At 73.6% G+C, this 16,560-nt stretch carries 14 protein-coding genes; 8 read left to right on the forward strand and 6 right to left on the reverse strand.

What is annotated here, in order from left to right:
• Positions 1-231 precede the first annotated feature (231 nt).
• Complete coding sequence (locus ACIQBJ_RS21715; RefSeq protein WP_400712824.1) at positions 232-1,452, reverse strand: acetyl-CoA C-acetyltransferase; 1,221 nt, start codon at positions 1,450-1,452, stop codon at positions 232-234.
• Positions 1,453-1,509: 57 nt separating this feature from the next.
• Positions 1,510-2,610 carry an SGNH/GDSL hydrolase family protein gene (locus tag ACIQBJ_RS21720; protein WP_400712827.1) on the reverse strand — a complete coding sequence of 367 codons (1,101 nt, stop codon included), beginning with the start codon at positions 2,608-2,610 and terminating at the stop codon, positions 1,510-1,512.
• A 614-nt stretch (positions 2,611-3,224) separates the two neighbouring features.
• Between ACIQBJ_RS21720 and ACIQBJ_RS21725 the strand changes: the two genes are divergently transcribed.
• The 5 genes from ACIQBJ_RS21725 to ACIQBJ_RS21745 all read left to right on the forward strand — a co-directional run bounded on the left by ACIQBJ_RS21725 (position 3,225) and on the right by ACIQBJ_RS21745 (position 8,936).
• Positions 3,225-4,649 carry a cystathionine beta-synthase gene (locus ACIQBJ_RS21725; RefSeq protein ID WP_400712830.1) on the forward strand — a complete coding sequence of 475 codons (1,425 nt, stop codon included), beginning with the start codon at positions 3,225-3,227 and terminating at the stop codon, positions 4,647-4,649.
• A 450-nt stretch (positions 4,650-5,099) separates the two neighbouring features.
• Positions 5,100-5,426 (forward strand): hypothetical protein, encoded by a 327-nt coding sequence (locus tag ACIQBJ_RS21730; RefSeq protein ID WP_400712833.1) that lies wholly within the window; start codon positions 5,100-5,102, stop codon positions 5,424-5,426.
• Positions 5,427-5,566: 140 nt separating this feature from the next.
• Entirely contained in the window at positions 5,567-6,838 is a 1,272-nt protein-coding gene (locus ACIQBJ_RS21735; protein ID WP_400712836.1) for an Ig-like domain-containing protein, read from the forward strand.
• 65 nt (positions 6,839-6,903) lie between these two features.
• Positions 6,904-8,286, forward strand: coding sequence for a hypothetical protein (locus tag ACIQBJ_RS21740; protein ID WP_400712839.1), 1,383 nt, complete (start codon positions 6,904-6,906; stop codon positions 8,284-8,286).
• Positions 8,287-8,429: 143 nt separating this feature from the next.
• Positions 8,430-8,936 (forward strand): DUF1203 domain-containing protein, encoded by a 507-nt coding sequence (locus ACIQBJ_RS21745; protein WP_400712842.1) that lies wholly within the window; start codon positions 8,430-8,432, stop codon positions 8,934-8,936.
• Here the strand turns inward: ACIQBJ_RS21745 and ACIQBJ_RS21750 are convergent, their stop codons facing one another.
• The 3 genes from ACIQBJ_RS21750 to ACIQBJ_RS21760 all read right to left on the reverse strand — a co-directional run bounded on the left by ACIQBJ_RS21750 (position 8,937) and on the right by ACIQBJ_RS21760 (position 12,238).
• Positions 8,937-9,305 carry a cupin domain-containing protein gene (locus tag ACIQBJ_RS21750; protein ID WP_400712845.1) on the reverse strand — a complete coding sequence of 123 codons (369 nt, stop codon included), beginning with the start codon at positions 9,303-9,305 and terminating at the stop codon, positions 8,937-8,939.
• Positions 9,306-9,421: 116 nt separating this feature from the next.
• Complete coding sequence (locus ACIQBJ_RS21755; RefSeq protein WP_400712848.1) at positions 9,422-10,549, reverse strand: hypothetical protein; 1,128 nt, start codon at positions 10,547-10,549, stop codon at positions 9,422-9,424.
• 30 nt (positions 10,550-10,579) lie between these two features.
• The gene (locus ACIQBJ_RS21760) at positions 10,580-12,238 is read right to left on the reverse strand and encodes a M48 family metallopeptidase (RefSeq protein ID WP_400712851.1); all 1,659 of its coding nucleotides are present in this window, start codon (positions 12,236-12,238) and stop codon (positions 10,580-10,582) included.
• Between the two features lie 168 nt (positions 12,239-12,406).
• Here ACIQBJ_RS21760 and ACIQBJ_RS21765 point away from each other — a divergent pair, with 168 nt between their 5' ends.
• Positions 12,407-13,561: a cystathionine gamma-synthase gene (locus tag ACIQBJ_RS21765; protein ID WP_400712854.1), complete on the forward strand. Its 1,155-nt coding sequence runs from the start codon at positions 12,407-12,409 to the stop codon at positions 13,559-13,561.
• 15 nt (positions 13,562-13,576) lie between these two features.
• Here ACIQBJ_RS21765 and ACIQBJ_RS21770 read toward each other — a convergent pair whose 3' ends face one another.
• The gene (locus tag ACIQBJ_RS21770; protein ID WP_400712857.1) at positions 13,577-14,008 is read right to left on the reverse strand and encodes a MarR family winged helix-turn-helix transcriptional regulator; all 432 of its coding nucleotides are present in this window, start codon (positions 14,006-14,008) and stop codon (positions 13,577-13,579) included.
• Positions 14,009-14,097: 89 nt separating this feature from the next.
• On the opposite strand from ACIQBJ_RS21770, the gene ilvA reads away from it, so the two are divergent.
• Positions 14,098-15,309 carry a threonine ammonia-lyase gene (ilvA, locus tag ACIQBJ_RS21775; RefSeq protein ID WP_400712860.1) on the forward strand — a complete coding sequence of 404 codons (1,212 nt, stop codon included), beginning with the start codon at positions 14,098-14,100 and terminating at the stop codon, positions 15,307-15,309.
• A gap of 240 nt (positions 15,310-15,549) precedes the next feature.
• Positions 15,550-16,560 (forward strand): ATP-binding cassette domain-containing protein, encoded by a 1,011-nt coding sequence (locus ACIQBJ_RS21780; protein WP_400712863.1) that lies wholly within the window; start codon positions 15,550-15,552, stop codon positions 16,558-16,560.

Raw genomic sequence — 16,560 nt, forward strand, 5'->3', positions numbered from 1 at the left:
CGCCGTTACTGCAGGGGCTGATGTCCGATCTGTCGGGGAATTTCCCACTCGTCCCCAAATTGTTAGGTACTACCGTTCTACGCAGCGGAGTTGATCCAATTCGCTGCGTCGACAATCCGGTCCCGGAAGGACGAAGAAAGGGCCGGATCACACCTCGGGTGTGATCCGGCCCTCAATCACGCTCGGTGACTCCGGACGGGTGAGATGCCCGTCACAGTGCCGCCCGCGGCCTCAGCTGAGGCGCTCGATCACCATCGCCATGCCCTGGCCGCCGCCCACGCACATGGTCTCCAGGCCGAACTGCTTGTCGTGCCACTGCAGCGAGTTGATCAGCGTGGTGGTGATCCGGGCGCCGGTCATGCCGAAGGGGTGGCCGACCGCGATCGCGCCGCCGTTCACGTTCAGCCGGTCCAGGTCGATGCCCAGGTCCCGGTAGGACGGGATGACCTGGGCCGCGAACGCCTCGTTGATCTCCACCAGGTCGATGTCGCCGATCGACAGGCCGGCCCGCCGCAGCGCCTGCTTGGACGCCTCCACCGGGCCGTAGCCCATGATCTCGGGGGAGAGGCCGGAGACGCCGGTGGAGACCACCCGGGCCAGCGGCGTGATGCCCAGCTCGCGGGCCTTGGTGTCGGACATGACCACCAGCGCGGCCGCGCCGTCGTTCAGCGGGCAGCAGTTACCGGCCGTCACGGTCCCGTCCGGACGGAACACCGGCTTCAGGCCGGACACGCCCTCCACCGTCACGCCCGCGCGCGGGCCGTCGTCCGCGCTCACCACGGTGCCGTCCGGCAGCGTCACCGGGGTGATCTCGCGCTGCCAGAAGCCGGCCTTGATCGCCGCCTCGGCCAGGTTCTGCGACCGCACGCCGAACTCGTCCTGCTCGGCCCGGGTGATGCCCTTCAGCGCCGCCAGGTTCTCCGCGGTCTGGCCCATCGCGATGTACGCGTCCGGCAGCAGGCCGTCCTCGCGCGGGTCGTGCCACTCGCCGCCGCCCGTCTCTGCGCGGTGCTTGGTGCGCGCCTGCGCCTCGTCGAACAGCGGGTTCATGGTGCCCGGCATGCCGTCCGAGGTGCCGTGGATCGAACGCGAGACCGTCTCGACACCGGCCGAGATGAAGATGTCGCCCTCGCCCGCCTTGATCGCGTGCAGCGCCATCCGGGTCGTCTGCAGCGAGGAGGAGCAGTAGCGGGTGATCGTCGCGCCCGGCAGGTAGTCCATGCCCATCTGGACGGCCACGATCCGGGCCAGGTTGTGGCCCTGCTCGCCGCCCGGCAGGCCGCAGCCCAGCATCAGGTCGTCGATCTGCCGCGGGTCCAGCTCCGGCACCTTCGCCAGCGCCGCGCCGATGATCTGCGCGGTCAGGTCGTCCGGGCGGATGTCCTTCAGCGAACCCTTGAACGCCCGGCCGATCGGCGAACGGGCGGCGCTGACGATGACGGCTTCGGGCATGGCGGGCTCCTCGCTGAGTGACCTCGGGACGCGATCCGGCGGATCTCCCCGGGAAAGTTACCGCTTGGTAGCTCCGGCGTCATCCGCCTCCGGATGTGAGTTCGCCGACGCGTCCGGCGGTGCCGCCGCTCCCTCCGCCGGGACGGCCGCCCCCGCCTCCTCGCCGCCCGGCAGCGCCAGCCGGAACCGCTGCTTCAGCGTCGCCCACCGCCACGTCCCGTTCGCCGGGCCCGCCGCCGACACCTCGGTGCCCGAGCGCCCCGCCGCCGCGGCCGCCGCCACCGCCATCGGCAGCACCGCCTGCGGCTCCACCGGCGTGCCCGCCGCCGGGACGTCCTGCGGCCACAGCTCCAGCACCGCGCACAGCGAGGGCAGCAGTGCCATCGCCGCCGTCGCGTACCCCTGCGCCGACGGGTGGTAGCGGTCCGCCGCGAACAGCTCCGGCCGGGCCGCGAACTCCGGACCCAGCAGCGAGCCCAGCGAGACCGTCCGCCCGCCCGCCTCCACCACCGCGATGGTCTGCGCCGCCGCCAGTTGCCGGCTCACCCGGCGCGCCACCCAGCGCAGCGGCGGCCGCACCGGCTTGATCGTCCCCAGGTCCGGGCAGGTCCCGACCACCACCCGGCAGCCCGCCGACACCAGCCGGCCCACCGCCTCGCCCAGCTCCCGGACGCTGCGCGCCGCCGGGGCGTGCCGGGTCACGTCATTGGCGCCGATCATCACCACCGCGACCTCCGGCCGGGCCACCAGCGCCGCCTCCACCTGCCGGGCCAGGTCGGAGGAGCGCGCGCCCGAACGGGCCACGTTCACCAGCCGCACCCGGCGCTCCGCGACCGAGGCCAGCCCCGAGGCGAGCAGCGCGCCCGGCGTCTCCCGGGCCCGCCGCACGCCCAGCCCCGCCGCCGTCGAGTCGCCCAGGAACGCCAGCACCAGCGGCGCCCGCCGGTCCGCCGGGTCGGCGAACGCCTCCCCGTACACCCCGTCCGCGTGCGGCGGGTCGCCCTCCAGCAGGCCGATCGCCCGCACCGCCATCCGGCTCTCGGTCAGCAGCACCCCGGCCAGGCCCACGCCCAGCAGCCCCAGCCCCCCGCCGCCGTACGCCGCGGCCGTCGCGATCCGCCGGGCCACCCGGGCCCGCGACGCCTGCGATCCACCCATCCGGCAACCCCCTTCTCCGCTCCCTCCTCTGGTACCCGCCCACCACCCCCGCCTACCGGGAACCACCCACCTGCCGGAGGCGGAGGAAGTGAGCGGGGGAGAACGGCACCAGGAGTCTGTCGGCCTGCGGCCGGGCCGAGGTGTGGGTGTTGGTGCCCGCCCACGATCCCCGCCTATCGGGAGCCGCCCGCCTGCCGGAGGCGGGGAGGTGGGCGGGGGAGAACGGCGTCGGGGGTTTGTCGGCCTGCGGCCGGGCCGGGGGTCTGGGTATTGATCCCTGTCTGCCGGGAACCGCCCGCCTGCCGGAGGCGGGGGAGAACGGCATCGGGAGTCTGTCGGCCTGCGGCCGGGCTGTTGGTACCCGCCCGCCACCCCGGTCTACTGGGAACTGCCCGTTTGCCGGAGGCGGGGGAGCACGGCGCCGTGGCTGCGCCGGGGGTCTGTCGGCCTGCGGCCGGGGGTGTGGCCGTTGGTACCCGCCCACCACCTCCGCCTGCCGGAGGCGGAGGCGGAGGGGGAAGGGGGAGGGAGCTGCGCCGTGCTCCCGCCGGGGGCGGTCCGGGGGCCTGTGGCCGGGCCGGGGGCCTAGGCTGGGGGTTTCGGGAAAATCAGTGATGCCACGGACCGGGAGGACCCCCGTGCGGTACCACAATTCGATCATCGAGCTGGTCGGCGACACCCCCTTGCTGAAGCTCAACAAGGTCACCGAGGGCATCAGCGCCACCGTGCTGGCCAAGGTCGAGTACTTCAACCCGGGCGGTTCGGTGAAGGACCGGATCGCCATGCGGATGATCGAGGCGGCGGAGGCCTCCGGCGCGCTCAAGCCCGGCGGCACCATCGTCGAGCCCACCAGCGGCAACACCGGGGTGGGGCTGGCGATCGTGGCCCAGCAGAAGGGCTACAAGTGCATCTTCGTCTGCCCGGACAAGGTGTCCACGGACAAGATCAACACCCTCCGGGCGTACGGCGCCGAGGTCGTGGTCTGCCCGACCGCGGTCGCGCCCGAGCACCCGGAGTCGTACTACAACGTCTCGGACCGGCTGGTCCGGGAGACCCCGAACGCGTGGAAGCCGGACCAGTACTCCAACCCGGAGAACCCGGCCTCGCACTACCACTCCACCGGCCCGGAGATCTGGGAGCAGACCGGCGGGAAGGTCACCCACTTCGTGGCGGGCGTCGGCACCGGCGGCACCATCTCCGGCACCGGCAACTACCTGAAGGAGGCGTCCGGCGGGAAGGTGCAGGTGGTCGGCGCGGACCCGGAGGGCTCGGTCTACTCGGGCGGCACCGGCCGGCCGTACCTGGTGGAGGGCGTCGGCGAGGACTTCTGGCCGACCGCCTACGACCGGAACGTCGCGGACCGGATCGTCGCGGTCTCCGACAAGGACTCGTTCCGGATGACCCGCCGCCTCGCCAAGGAGGAGGGCCTGCTGGTCGGCGGCTCCTGCGGGATGGCGGTGGTCGCCGCGCTGGAGGTGGCCCGCGAACTCGGCCCGGACGACGTCGTCGTGGTGCTGCTGCCGGACGGCGGCCGCGGCTACCTGTCGAAGATCTTCAACGACGACTGGATGGCCGACTACGGCTTCCTGCCGACCGCGACCGACGAGGCGCACATCGGCGAGGTGCTGGCCCGCAAGGACGCCGTTGAGCACGAGGGCATCCCGCAGTTCGTCCACATGCACCCGGGCGAGACGGTCGCGGAGGCGGTCCGGGTGCTGCGGGACTTCGGCGTCTCGCAGATGCCGGTGGTCTCCCCGGGTGCCGGGCACCCGGACATCATGGCCGGCGAGGTGGTCGGCTCGGTGGTGGAGCGCGAGCTGCTGGAGGGGCTGTTCGGCGGGCGCATCCAGCTCACCGACACCCTGGACGGCGTGATGTCGAAGCCGCTGCCGGTGGTCGGCTCCGGCGAGTCGGTGACCAACCTGATGTCGGTGCTGGAGAAGGCCGACGCGGTGGTGGTGCTGGTGGAGGGCAAGCCGCAGGGCATCGTCACCCGCCAGGACCTGCTGGCCTTCCTGACCGCCCGGGCCGGTCACTGACCCCCGCTCAGGACGCCCCGCCCGCCGATCGGGTGAACGGAAAGTCGGTACGCGGACGTCACAGCTGCGCATCATCCGGTTAACACGCGCAGGGCATCTTTGAAGCACGGCAAGAAGCCGAGCACGGCGGTGGCGGGTGACGGGAGCGGCTCCCCGGACCCCGGGACCGCCGGCGACACGACGGTCGGCCCTGACCCGGCCCGCCGTGTCCGTCCGTGGGGGACGCCGTCGTCCCGCCCCTGTCCGAGACAGGGTGCGGCGGCTCCCGCGGCAGATCACGCGCCGAGAGGCGCGGCTCCGCGAGCTCCCGGGTGGGGGAGCCCGCGCGAGGCGGCAGGGCCGGTCCGGGTTCGCCCGGGCCGGCCCTCGCCGCGTTCCGGGGCGGGTCGCCGCGGGGCGGTGGGCAGGGCCGTTTCCGATCGGCCCGGCGGACCGCCTACGCTCACTGGCATGACCAGCACTGACCTGCCCGAGCAGGACGCCCCGCGCTACGTCCGCCTGTCCATCGAGCTGATCGCCGAGATCACCGACGAGCAGGCCCTGAAGGCCGCCGCCCTGAGCCAGGTCGCCGAGGACGAGTACCTGGACGACGACGAGCGGGCCCAGGCCACCGAGGCGATCGAGGTCGACCCGACCGGCTCGCTCGCCCACTTCGTCGACCCGGTCGCCCTGCTCGGCGACGTCCCCGGTGTCGAACTCGCCTCCGCCACCTGGGAGTCCGCCACCACCGACTACGACCCGGACGACGAGAGCTGGGACGAGTACGAGGTGCAGTGACACCCGTTCCCGCCGGCTCCCGCGCGGCAGCCGCAGAAGCCCGGTCCGGTACCCCCGGACCGGGCTTTTGTCCGTTCTGTGGACTCCTTGGGTACTCTCGTACGATCTGCACATGATTGAGTGATCTTGGATCGAGGAGCGTGGACGTGACCGCAGGGGAGAAGCAGGACCGGCCGCGCGACGGCGGCGGCTGGAGCCGGCGAGGCGTGCTCTCCGGGCTGCTGGGGGCGCCCGTGCTGCTGGTCGCGGCCTGCTCCGGGAGCAAGGACGTGACCGGCCGGACCGGCGCGTCCGGCTCCGGCGGCGGCGCCCCGGCCGGGTCGAGCACCCCGAAGCCCTCCGTCGCGAAGATCACCGTCAGCCCCGCGGACGGCACCACCGCCGTGCCGTTCGCCGACCCGGTCACCGTCACCGTGCAGGACGGCACGCTGACCTCGGTCACCGTCACCGACGGCGCGGGGAAGCAGATAGCCGGGCAGCTCGCCGCCGACGGCGCGAGCTGGACCTCCACCGACCGGCTGGCCAGCGGCGGCAAGTACGCGGTGGCCGCCGCCGCCGTCGACAAGGACAAGCGTCCGGCCGACGCCAACGCGCACTTCTCCACCGCCTCCCCGGCCAACACCTTCGTCGGCTACTTCACGCCCGAGGACGGCACCACGGTCGGCGTCGGCATGCCGGTGTCGATCACCTTCAACAAGCCGGTCACCGACCGGAAGGCCGTCGAGCAGGCGATCACCGTGGTCGCCGACCCGCCGGTCGAGGTCGTCGGCCACTGGTACGACGCCACCCGGCTCGACTTCCGCCCCGAGCAGTACTGGGCGAAGGGCACCAAGGTCACCCTGAAGCTCCGGCTGAAGGACGTGGCCGGCGCCAAGGGCGTCTACGGCACCCAGTCCAAGGACGTCGTCTTCACCGTCGGCCGCAGCCAGGTCTCGGTCGCCGACCTGAGGGCCGACACCCTCACCGTCACCACCGACGGCGCGGTCAGCGCCACCTACCCGGTGATCGGCGGCGCCCCCGACCACCGCACCTGGGGCGGGAAGATGGTGATCTCCGAGCAGTACAAGGAGACCCGGATGAACTCCGCGACGGTCGGGCTCGGCAGCGAGTACGACATCCCGGACGTGCCGCACGCCCAGCGGCTGACCACCTCGGGCACCTTCATCCACGGCAACTACTGGTCGCCCGCCGGGCAGTTCGGCAGCGCCAACACCAGCCACGGCTGCATCGCCCTGCAGGACGTCCAGGGCGGCGGCAACCCGGGCACCAGTGCGGCCAGGTTCTTCGCGAGCTCGATGGTCGGGGACGTGGTCGAAGTGGTCAACTCCGGTGACCGGACGGTGAACGCCTCGAACGGCCTGAACGGCTGGAACCTGAGCTGGGCGGACTGGAAGGCCGGCAGCGCGCTCTGATCCCTGCGTCCCCCAAAGGATGATTAAAATATTCGTGTGCGGGGGGACGCACCACTGTGCTGAGCTTGGCTCCGCGACCAGGGCCGTCCGGGCCCCGCGATCGTCCTCAGCCGCAGGAGCCTGCCATCAACACCCCCACCCGTCGCTCCGTCCGCGTCGGCACAGCCCTCACCGTCGGCGCCGTCGCGCTCACCACCGGCCTCGCCGCCTGCAGCACGGTCGAGCAGTTGAGCGCGGGCGACAAGCTCGGCAACGCCTTCGAGAAGCTCGGCGACGCCAAGTCGCTGCGGATCGACCTGTCCTTCGACGCCACCCCCGAGCAGGTGGTGGCCTTCGGCAAGGCCGTCGACAGCCCGATCGAGCAGAAGGCCGCCGACCTGATCGGCGACCTCAAGCTGTCCGTCACCATGACATCCGACAAGCCGCTCAAGGACAGCGAGGCGTTCAAGAACGGCTACAGCGGCGACACCAACCTCACCGACCTCAAGGGCGTCGCGGTCGGCTACACGCTGAGCGCCAAGAAGTCCGGCAAGACCTACGCCGACATCCGCCTGGTCGACCGGAAGATGTACGTCAAGGCCGACGTCCGCGGCATCGCCGGCCTGGCCGGCGAGGACCCCGCGCAGATCGACCGGGCGGTCGCCGAGCTGCCGTCCGAGGCCGCCCCGGTCAAGGACGTCATCGACGGCAAGTGGCTCTCGGTGGACCTCGCCAAGCTCCAGGAGCTGTCCGAGCAGGCCGCCAAGGGCGGCAAGCCCGGCAGCTCCACCAAGATCGACCCCAACGACATCGGCCGCGCCACCCTCCCGGACACGCTGCCCGGCGTCGACGGCGCCGCCGTCCAGGAGTTCGCCAAGTCGCTGAAGGAGGCGTTCAGCAAGAACGTCACCCTGGAGGAGAAGGGCCGCGACGGCGACGCCGACGTCATCCGGGTCTCCGCCCCGCTCCGCCCGCTGGTCGCGAGCTTCACCAAGTCCGCCAAGGCGCTCACCAAGGGCATCCCCGGCTACCCGGGCCTCCCGACGGAGGACGACGACCTCGCGGACGTCCCGGACCGCAAGCTCTCCGCCGACGTGCGGATCAAGGACGGCCGGGCGCAGGCCGTGCTGTTCGACCTCGCCCAGCTCGACGACAAGACCGACGGCTCCGCGCACCTCCCGCTGCGGATCGGCTTCTCCGGCGACGCCGCCCCGCTGACCGCCCCGTCCGGCGCCACCGAGTTCGACCTCGACAAGCTGAAGGACCTGGCCGGCGCGATGGCCGGCGCCGCGGACGACTCCGCGGACGACGCCGACTACGGCGACCTGCCCGCCACCGAGCTGACCGCCGACCAGCTCGCCGAGCTGGCGAAGCTCGGCGTCGACGGGAACACCGCCGGGGCGATGGCCCGGGCCGGCCTCAGCTTCGAGGAGATGAAGCAGATCGCCCCCGGCAGCCGCCTCGGCTGACGGACCGTCGCGCACCGCGGCCCGCCGCAGGACACCCTCCTGCGGCGGGCCGCGCCGCGTCCGGTCGGCAACGGCGGCAACGGCGGCAGCGCGACGTCCGGAAGCCGCCGGACCCGGCCGCCCCGGCGGCGGAAGCTGGACGCATGAACCCCACCGCCACCGCCACCGCCACCGCCACGGACGTCCGGGCCGTCCCCGCCGACGTGCTCGCCGCACTGCGGCAGACCGACGACGCCGGGCGCCCCGTCGTCCCCTTCACCGTCGAGGAGGAGGGCGGCCACCCGCTGCGCTGCTGCCTCACCCGGGCCCGCACCGGCGAGCGGATCGCGCTGGTCTCCTACGCGCCGCTGCGCCGCTGGGCCGCCGAGACCGGCTGCGACCCCGGCGCGTACGTGGAGACCGGCCCGGTCTTCGTGCACGCCGAGCCGTGCGCGGGCCACCCGGGCGGCTGGCCGGACGCCTTCCACGGCGCGCGACGGGTGCTGCGGGCTTACGCCGCGGACGGCCGCATCCTCGGCGGCCGGCTCACCGAACCCGCCGAACTGCCCGCGGTGGCAGCCGAGTTGCTCGCCGACCCGGAGACCGCCGTGCTGCACGTCCGGGCCGTCGAGTTCGGCTGCTTCCTGCACGAGGTCCGCCGGGCCGGCTGATCAGCCCTGCGGCTTGGCGTAGTCGACGTAGCCCTGCCAGTCGAGCATCACGCAGGGCACGTCGCCGAGCACCCAGGCGTCGTGTCCGGGCGGGCAGACCATGAAGTCGCCCGCGCCGAACTCCTCGGCCTGGCCGTCGTCCATCTCCACCCGCAGCCGCCCGGAGATCACGTACCCGACGTGCGAGGCCAGGCAGCTGTCGGTGCCGGCGATCGGCTTCACGTGCTCGGACCAGCGCCAGCCCGGCTCGAAGACCGCCCGGCCGATGCCGCCGCCCGCCAGGTTCACCAGCGCCAGCTGCCCCGTGCCGCCCTCGAACGGGCGGACCTCCTCCGGCTGGTCCAGACTCATCCGCTCCAACCCGGCCATCTCACTCCACCTCCGGCCGAGAACGACCCGCGCCCCCGTCGCCGGGCTCGGCGGCGGGGGCGCGGCTTGACGTCTCCATCATCGGCACCGGGCCGGACGGACGCGACGCGGGACGGTCAGTCGCCGGACCGCCCGGCGGTGGCGGCCAGCACGGTGTCGATCCGCTCGTCGACGAACTTGTCGGCGGGCTTGTCCCAGTACGACCACGGGACCGGGATGACCGGGCCGAGCGCCCGCAGGTGCTCCAGCGCCTCGGCCTCGCGGCCCGAGCGGGCCAGCACCCAGACCAGCCAGCCGTGCGCGTAGGTGCGCCGCCGGTCGTCGGGCGCGGCCGCCGCCAGGTCGGCGATCACCGCGTCCGCGGCGGCTCGCACCTCGGGGGCGGCGTACGCCGAGCGCGGGGACTTGTCGCGCTGGATCTGCTCGTAGTACGCGTGCAGCTTGACCGCGGTGAGCAGGCTGCCCCGCGGCGCGGCGGCGATCGCGGCGTCCACGAAGGCGTGCATCTTCTCGTGGCTGCCGCGCCACTTGGCGCACCAGTACTGGGTGGCGTTGACGTGCGCCCAGAAGTGGTGCGGGTCGCGGGCGGAGAGCTCCGCCCAGAGCGCCAGGAAGCGGGCGTTGTCCCAGCTCTGACCCATTGCCAGCGGGATCTGTGCGACGTACGGCAGCGGGTCGTCCGGCCCGGCGAGCCGGACGGCCTCGGCGGCGGCCGCCTCGGCCTCGGCCAGTACCTTGCGGAAGGCGGCCCAGCGCTCGGCGCTGACCTGGCTGGCGCTGTAGCTGGTGCGGACCTCCCAGGCCACGTCGATCAGCGCGTCCAGGGCGAGCACGGCGGCGTCCGCGCTGTCCGGGCGCTCGGCGCGCCAGGCCAGCAGCCAGGTGTCGTCCTGGGCGGCGGGCTCGGCGAACCGGCCGATCAGGCCCCAGCGCCGGTCGTGGTCGCCGGCCGCGGCGGTGAGCAGGTCGGCGGCCGGGTGCCAGTCGCCGGTCTCCAGGGCGGCCAGCGCGGCGTCCACGTCCGGGCCGGTCAGGCCCGGGTCGGCGACCAGGTCGGCCTTGCCGACCAGGCCGTGCTCGGAGGGGACGATGGTCGGCCGGTTCGCGTCCTCGACCCGGGCGATGGTGGCCTTCGCGGCCGCGGTGGCGGCCTCCAGGTGGGCGGTGCGGCGCTTCATCAGCCAGGTGGCGACCTTGAAGCCGACCAGCAGGACGAGCGGGATGATGACGATCAGTCGGGCCATCGGGGGCGGTGCTCCAGGGATGACGGGGCGTCAGGACGCGGCGGGGGCGGGGGCGGCGGCGCGGGCCTCGGCCAGCAGGGCGCGCAGCGGGGCGGGGTCCGGGGTGTCGGCGACCGCGGCGTCCAGCGCGGCGGGCAGCCGGTCGCCGAGGTTGTCGGGCAGGACCAGCGCGGCCGGGCGGCTCCAGGACAGCTCCCAGTGGGCGGTCCGGTCGGAGGCCAGGGCCAGCACGGTGAGCGTCCGCAGGGCGTCGCGCAGCTGCGGGCGGCGGAACTCGCGGGCGGCCCGGCCGGTGGCGGCCGCGGCCTCCTCGCTCTGCGGCAGCCGCTTCGCCAACTCCTCGCCGCGGCCCGCCGCCAGGGCGTCCAGCATGGCCTCGACGGTGCCGTGCAGGCCGCTGCCGGTGAGGGCGCGCAGGACGGGCTGGGCCGCCTCGCGGCAGTCCGCGAGCAGCGTCTCGTGCACCAGCTCCGGCCACTCCACCCGGCGCTTGCCGGCGGCCTCCGGGACGAGGTCGAGCGTCTCCAGGTCGCCGAACAGCCGGTCGGCCCCGCGGAGCAGGCCGACCGCGGGCGCGTCGGCGCCCAGGCCGGGCAGGCCGGGGGTGTCCGGCAGGGCCTCGATCGCGGCGACCCGCTGCCGGATCGGCGGGTGCGAGTCGTACGGGTCGGGCTGCTGGTCCGGCAGGTCGAGGCCCATCGCGGCGAGTTCCTCGCGCCGCTCCGGGTCGGCCAGCAGGTGGGCCAGGCCGCCGTAGAACTGGCCGCGCAGCGGCAGCAGTCCGGCCGACCAGCCCATGGTGGCGTAGCGGTTCAGGTAGAAGCCCTGGGCGGCGCCCAGCACCGGGATGCGGCGCAGCGCGGCGGCGGTGGCGTCCCGGCCGGCGACCTGGGCGGCGTGCCGGTCGGCGGCGAACTCCTCGCGGCGGCTCACCGATTCGGTGACCCGGAAGTACAGCTTGGCGTACTGGGTGAACGCCTTGGCGAGGAACCGCTCGACGCCGCCGTTGCCGGGGTCCTCGTCGCGGGCCTTGCGGCCGCGGGCCTGCCGGTCGGCGTTGTTCTCGGCGATCTCGGCGGCCTTGTCGGCCCGGTGCAGGTCGGCGCGGTGGTGCAGGGTGGCGATCGAGTGCAGCAGCGCGGTGCGGCCGGCCACGGTGACGGCGCCCAGCCGGACGTCGTTGTTGGCGTAGTGGCCGAACTCGTGGGCGAGCACCGAGTCCAGCTCGGCCTCGCTCAGGCCGATCAGCAGCGGCGCGCCGATCGCCAGGTGGCGCGGGCCGCGGACCAGGCCGAGCAGCCGGGTGTCCTCCGAGACGTAGGCGTTGACGTCCGAGACCAGCCGGATCTCGGCGGGGCCGCGGACGCCGGTGGCCCCGGCGATCCGGTCCACCCGGGCCCACAGCTCGGGCTGCTCGGCCCGGGTCAGCAGCAGGCCGTCCCGTTCGGCGTCCCCGCGCGGACGCCGGGTCAGGAACACCACCCGGAGCACCGGGTAGGCGATCGCGGCGCTGAGCGCCCAGAGCTTGACCATGCCGGCGTGGAAGCGGTCGGAGTTGACGACCAGTTCGACGTTGGCCCACACCAGGCCGACCACCACGGCGGCCGAGAGCAGGTAGAACCCGACGAGCAGCGCGACGGCCAGCAGCGCCCGGGTGGAAGTGCGCATGCCGGTGCGCTCGATGGACATACGGGATTCCCCCAGCGGGTTCGATCATGTGTGCGGCCGGGCGATCGTACCGACACGACCTGCGCCTTTTCGACAACTTTTGGATGACGAAATCCGGCCTTGACCCGCCGTCACGGCACGTGGGCGCAAGCCCTGCCGCGCACCCCCGGCCGCACTAGGCTCGGTGGCATGACCGAGCACCAGCTTTCCCACGGCTTCGAGACCCTCGCCATCCACGCGGGCCAGGAAGCGGACCCCCGGACCGGGGCAGTCGTGACGCCGATCTACCAGGTGTCCACCTACAAGCAGGACGGCGTCGGCGGCCTGCGCGAGGGCTACGAGTACAGCCGCTCCGCGAACCCGACCCGCACCGCCCTGGAGGAGTGCCTCGCCGCGATCGAGGGCGGCGCCCGCGGCCTCGCCTTCGCCTCCGGCCTGGCCGCCGAGGACACCCTGCTGCGCACCCTGCTCAAGCCGGGCGACCACATCGTCATCCCGAACGACGCCTACGGCGGCACCTTCCGGCTGTTCGCCAAGGTGCTGACCCGCTGGGGCGTCGAGTTCTCCGTCGCCGACACGCACCACCCCGAGAAGGTCCGCGAGGCGATCCGCCCGACCACCCGCGCGGTATGGGTGGAGACCCCGTCCAACCCGCTGCTGGGCATCACCGACCTGGCCGCGGTCGCCGAGATCGCGCACGCCGCCGGTGCGAAGCTGGTGGTCGACAACACCTTCGCCAGCCCCTACCTGCAGCAGCCGATCGCGTTCGGCGCCGACGTGGTGGTGCACTCCACCACCAAGTACATGGGCGGCCACTCCGACGTGGTCGGCGGCGCCCTGGTGGTCGCCGACGCGGGCCTGGCCGAGGAGGTCGCCTACCACCAGAACGCGATGGGCGCGGTCTCCGGCCCGTTCGACGCCTGGCTGGTGCTGCGCGGCATCAAGACCCTCGGCGTCCGGATGGACCGGCACTCGGAGAACGCCGCCAAGGTCGCCGAACTGCTGTCCGCGCACCCGAAGGTGACCCAGGTGCTGTACCCGGGCCTGCCCACCCACCCGGGCCACGACGTCGCCGCCAAGCAGATGAAGGCGTTCGGCGGCATGGTGTCGTTCCGGGTCGCGGGCGGCGAGGAGGCGGCCGTCGCGGTCTGCAACCGGGCCGAACTCTTCACCCTGGGCGAGTCGTTGGGCGGCGTCGAGTCGCTGATCGAGCACCCCGGCCGGATGACCCACGCCTCCGCCGCGGGCTCCCCGCTGGAGGTGCCCGCCGACCTGGTGCGGGTCTCGGTCGGCATCGAGTCCGCCGACGACCTGCTCGCCGACCTGGAGCGGGCGCTCGGCTGACGGGCCGTCAGCGGTTCAACGGCGGCCGCGCAGGCCGTCGTTGAACCGCCCCAGCAGCACGCAGAACAGCGCCCGCTCCTGCGGCGTCCAACCGGCCGTCAGCTCGGCGACCACCCGCCGCCGCTCCTCCCGCACCTCGGCCAGCCGCCCGGCCCCCAGCGGGGTCAGCGCCAGCCGCACGGCGCGCCGGTCCGCGGGGTACGGCACCCGGGCCAGCAGCCGCTCGCGCAGCAGCGGCGCGGCCTGCCGGGTCACCGTGGAGGAGTCCACGCCGAGCGCGGCGGCGAGCGTCTTCACATTGGCCGGACCGGTCGCGGCCAGCTGGTCGAGCAGCAGGTAGGCGGCCCGGTCCAGCTCCTCGGCGGCACTGATCCGCCGCGCGAACACCGCGACCTGGTAGGGGAGTTGGCGGTCGGGATCGGGAATCTCGGGCGAAGGAAGGCTCATCGCGGCTCACGGGGGTGCGGGCGACTCGTGCCCAGCAGCGTACGCGCGCCGGGCGGGCACCGGAACCACGCGGCCCTAGGCTTCCCCCCATGCACAGTTGGCCGATCACCCTCGACGACGTCCGGGGCGCGCAGAAGATGCTGGCCGGGGTGGCCCGGGTGACCCCGATGCAGAGCAGCCGGTACCTGTCCGGGGTGGCCGGGACGCCGGTCCACCTGAAGTGCGAGAACCTGCAGCGCACCGGGTCGTTCAAGCTGCGCGGGGCGTACCTGCGGATCGCCGGGCTGCTGCCGGTGGAGCGGGCCGCCGGGGTGGTCGCCGCCAGCGCCGGCAACCACGCGCAGGGGGTGGCGCTGGCCGCCGCGCTGCTGGGGGTGCGCTCCACCGTCTTCATGCCGGTCGCCGCCCCGCTGCCGAAGGTCGCCGCGACCCGCGACTACGGGGCGGAGGTCCGGCTGCACGGGGCGAACGTCGACGAGGCGCTGCGGGCGGCGCGCGCGTACGCGGACACCACCGGCGCCGTGTTCATCCACCCCTTCGACCACCTGGACGTCATCACCGGCCAGGCCACCCTCGGCCTGGAGGTGCTGGAGCAGTGCCCCGAGGTGCGCACCCTGCTGGTCGGCACCGGCGGCGGCGGGCTGCTGGCGGGCGTGGCGCTCGCGGTCAAGGCGGTCCGCCCGGACGTCCGGGTGATCGGCGTGCAGGCCGCCGCCGCGGCCGCGTACCCGCCCTCGCTGGCGGCGGGTCGCCCGGTCTCGCTGGAGCGGTTCGCGACCATGGCCGACGGCATCATGGTCGGCCGGCCGGGCGACATCCCGTTCGAGATGGTGAACGCCCTCGCGGACGGCGTCCTGACGGTCTCCGAGGACGCGCTGTCCCGGGCCCTGTTGGTCGGCCTGGAGCGGCTGAAGCTGGTGGTGGAGCCCGCCGGGGCGGCCCCGATCGCCGCGCTGCTGGCCGAGCCGGGCCGGTTCGAGGGCCCGGTGGTGGCGGTGCTGTCCGGCGGCAACATCGACCCGCAGCTGATGCAGCGGGTGCTCCGGCACGGCCTGGCCGCGGCCGGCCGGTACCTGTCGCTGCGGGTCCGGCTGGCCGACCGGCCCGGCGCGCTGGCTGACCTGCTGGGCGTGCTGACCCGGGTCGACGCCAACGTGCTGGACGTCGCGCACGTCCGGATCGACCCCCAGCTGGGCCTCGCCGAGGTCGAGGTGGACCTGCACCTGGAGACCAAGGGCCCGGAGCACTGCGCCGCGGTGATCGGCGAGCTGCGCGAGGCCGGGTACGTGGTGAGCCGCTGAGGCGGGCGTTGTCAGTGGGGGGTGTGATGCTGTGAGCCGCCTCACCTGCGGGGCTTGACGCGATATATCGCGAGTGCCAGCATCTTGCGATGTATCGCGAGCTTCGCCGTCGGTGGGCTCGGGTAACAGAACGGATGATTCCGTACACATCCGTAGGTATCCGTACGCAGCTGTACGCAGCTGTACGCATCCACATGCATCCGCACAGAACCGACTCGCATCAGGAGATGAGGCAGGCCCATGGCGGCAGCCATCGAAGCCGAGAACCTGGTCAAGACCTTCGGCGACGTCCGCGCCCTGGACGGCGTGAGCCTGGACGTCCCCGAGGGCACCGTGCTCGGACTGCTCGGCCCCAACGGGGCCGGCAAGACCACCACCGTCCGGGTGCTGACCACCCTGCTCCAACCCGACTCGGGCCGCGCCACCGTGGCCGGGGTCGACGTGCTCAAGCACCCCAACAAGGTGCGCAGCCTGATCGGCCTCTCCGGCCAGTACGCCGCCGTGGACGAGTACCTCACCGGCCGCGAGAACCTCCAGATGGTCGGCGAGCTCTACCAGATGAGCGCCCGCGACGCGAAGAAGCGGGCCCTGGAACTGCTGGAGTGGTTCAACCTCTCCGAGGCCATGGACCGCACCGCCAAGACCTACTCCGGCGGCATGCGCCGCCGCCTCGACCTCGCCGCCGCCCTGGTGGTCCGGCCCCCGGTGATGTTCCTCGACGAGCCCACCACCGGCCTCGACCCGCGCAACCGGCTCGCCCTCTGGGAGGTCATCGAGACGCTGGTCGAGCAGGGCACCACCCTGCTGCTCACCACCCAGTACCTGGAGGAGGCCGACCGCCTCGCCCACGACATCGCGGTGGTCGACCACGGCAAGGTGATCGCCCGCGGCACCGCCGACGCGCTCAAGGCGCAGATCGGCGGCGAGCGGATCGAGGTCGTCGTCCACGACGCCGGCCTGGTCCCCGAGGCCGTCGCCGCGCTCGCCCCGTACGCCAAGGGCGACCCGGCGGTGGAGAAGAACACCCGCCGGATCACCGTCCCGGTCAGCGGCGGCGCCAAGGTCCTCGCCGACGCCATCCGTGAACTGGACGCCCGCTCCATCGAGATCGACGACATCGGCCTGCGCCGCCCCACCCTGGACGACGTCTTCCTCTCCCTCACCGGCCACGCCACCGAGGGCGGCGCCGAGGAGGACGAGGGGGCCGCCCCCGCCGGGAAGGGCCGCCGCGCCAAGGGGAAGGACGCCTGA

Origin of the sequence: Kitasatospora sp. NPDC088391, from assembly GCF_044753345.1 — a bacterium.
Classification (GTDB): domain Bacteria; phylum Actinomycetota; class Actinomycetes; order Streptomycetales; family Streptomycetaceae; genus Kitasatospora.

Excerpts from the sequence above, each read along its gene's own strand:
- ACIQBJ_RS21760 (WP_400712851.1), bottom strand. The coding sequence starts at position 12,238 with ATGTCCATCGAGCGCACCGGCATGCGCACTTCCACCCGGGCGCTGCTG.
- ACIQBJ_RS21745 (WP_400712842.1), top strand. The coding sequence starts at position 8,430 with ATGAACCCCACCGCCACCGCCACCGCCACCGCCACGGACGTCCGGGCC.
- ACIQBJ_RS21720 (WP_400712827.1), bottom strand. The coding sequence starts at position 2,610 with ATGGGTGGATCGCAGGCGTCGCGGGCCCGGGTGGCCCGGCGGATCGCG.
- ACIQBJ_RS21780 (WP_400712863.1), top strand. The coding sequence starts at position 15,550 with ATGGCGGCAGCCATCGAAGCCGAGAACCTGGTCAAGACCTTCGGCGAC.
- ACIQBJ_RS21715 (WP_400712824.1), bottom strand. The coding sequence starts at position 1,452 with ATGCCCGAAGCCGTCATCGTCAGCGCCGCCCGTTCGCCGATCGGCCGG.
- ACIQBJ_RS21750 (WP_400712845.1), bottom strand. The coding sequence starts at position 9,305 with ATGGCCGGGTTGGAGCGGATGAGTCTGGACCAGCCGGAGGAGGTCCGC.
- ACIQBJ_RS21770 (WP_400712857.1), bottom strand. The coding sequence starts at position 14,008 with ATGAGCCTTCCTTCGCCCGAGATTCCCGATCCCGACCGCCAACTCCCC.
- ACIQBJ_RS21755 (WP_400712848.1), bottom strand. The coding sequence starts at position 10,549 with ATGGCCCGACTGATCGTCATCATCCCGCTCGTCCTGCTGGTCGGCTTC.
- ilvA (WP_400712860.1), top strand. The coding sequence starts at position 14,098 with ATGCACAGTTGGCCGATCACCCTCGACGACGTCCGGGGCGCGCAGAAG.
- ACIQBJ_RS21725 (WP_400712830.1), top strand. The coding sequence starts at position 3,225 with ATGCCACGGACCGGGAGGACCCCCGTGCGGTACCACAATTCGATCATC.
- ACIQBJ_RS21765 (WP_400712854.1), top strand. The coding sequence starts at position 12,407 with ATGACCGAGCACCAGCTTTCCCACGGCTTCGAGACCCTCGCCATCCAC.
- ACIQBJ_RS21730 (WP_400712833.1), top strand. The coding sequence starts at position 5,100 with ATGACCAGCACTGACCTGCCCGAGCAGGACGCCCCGCGCTACGTCCGC.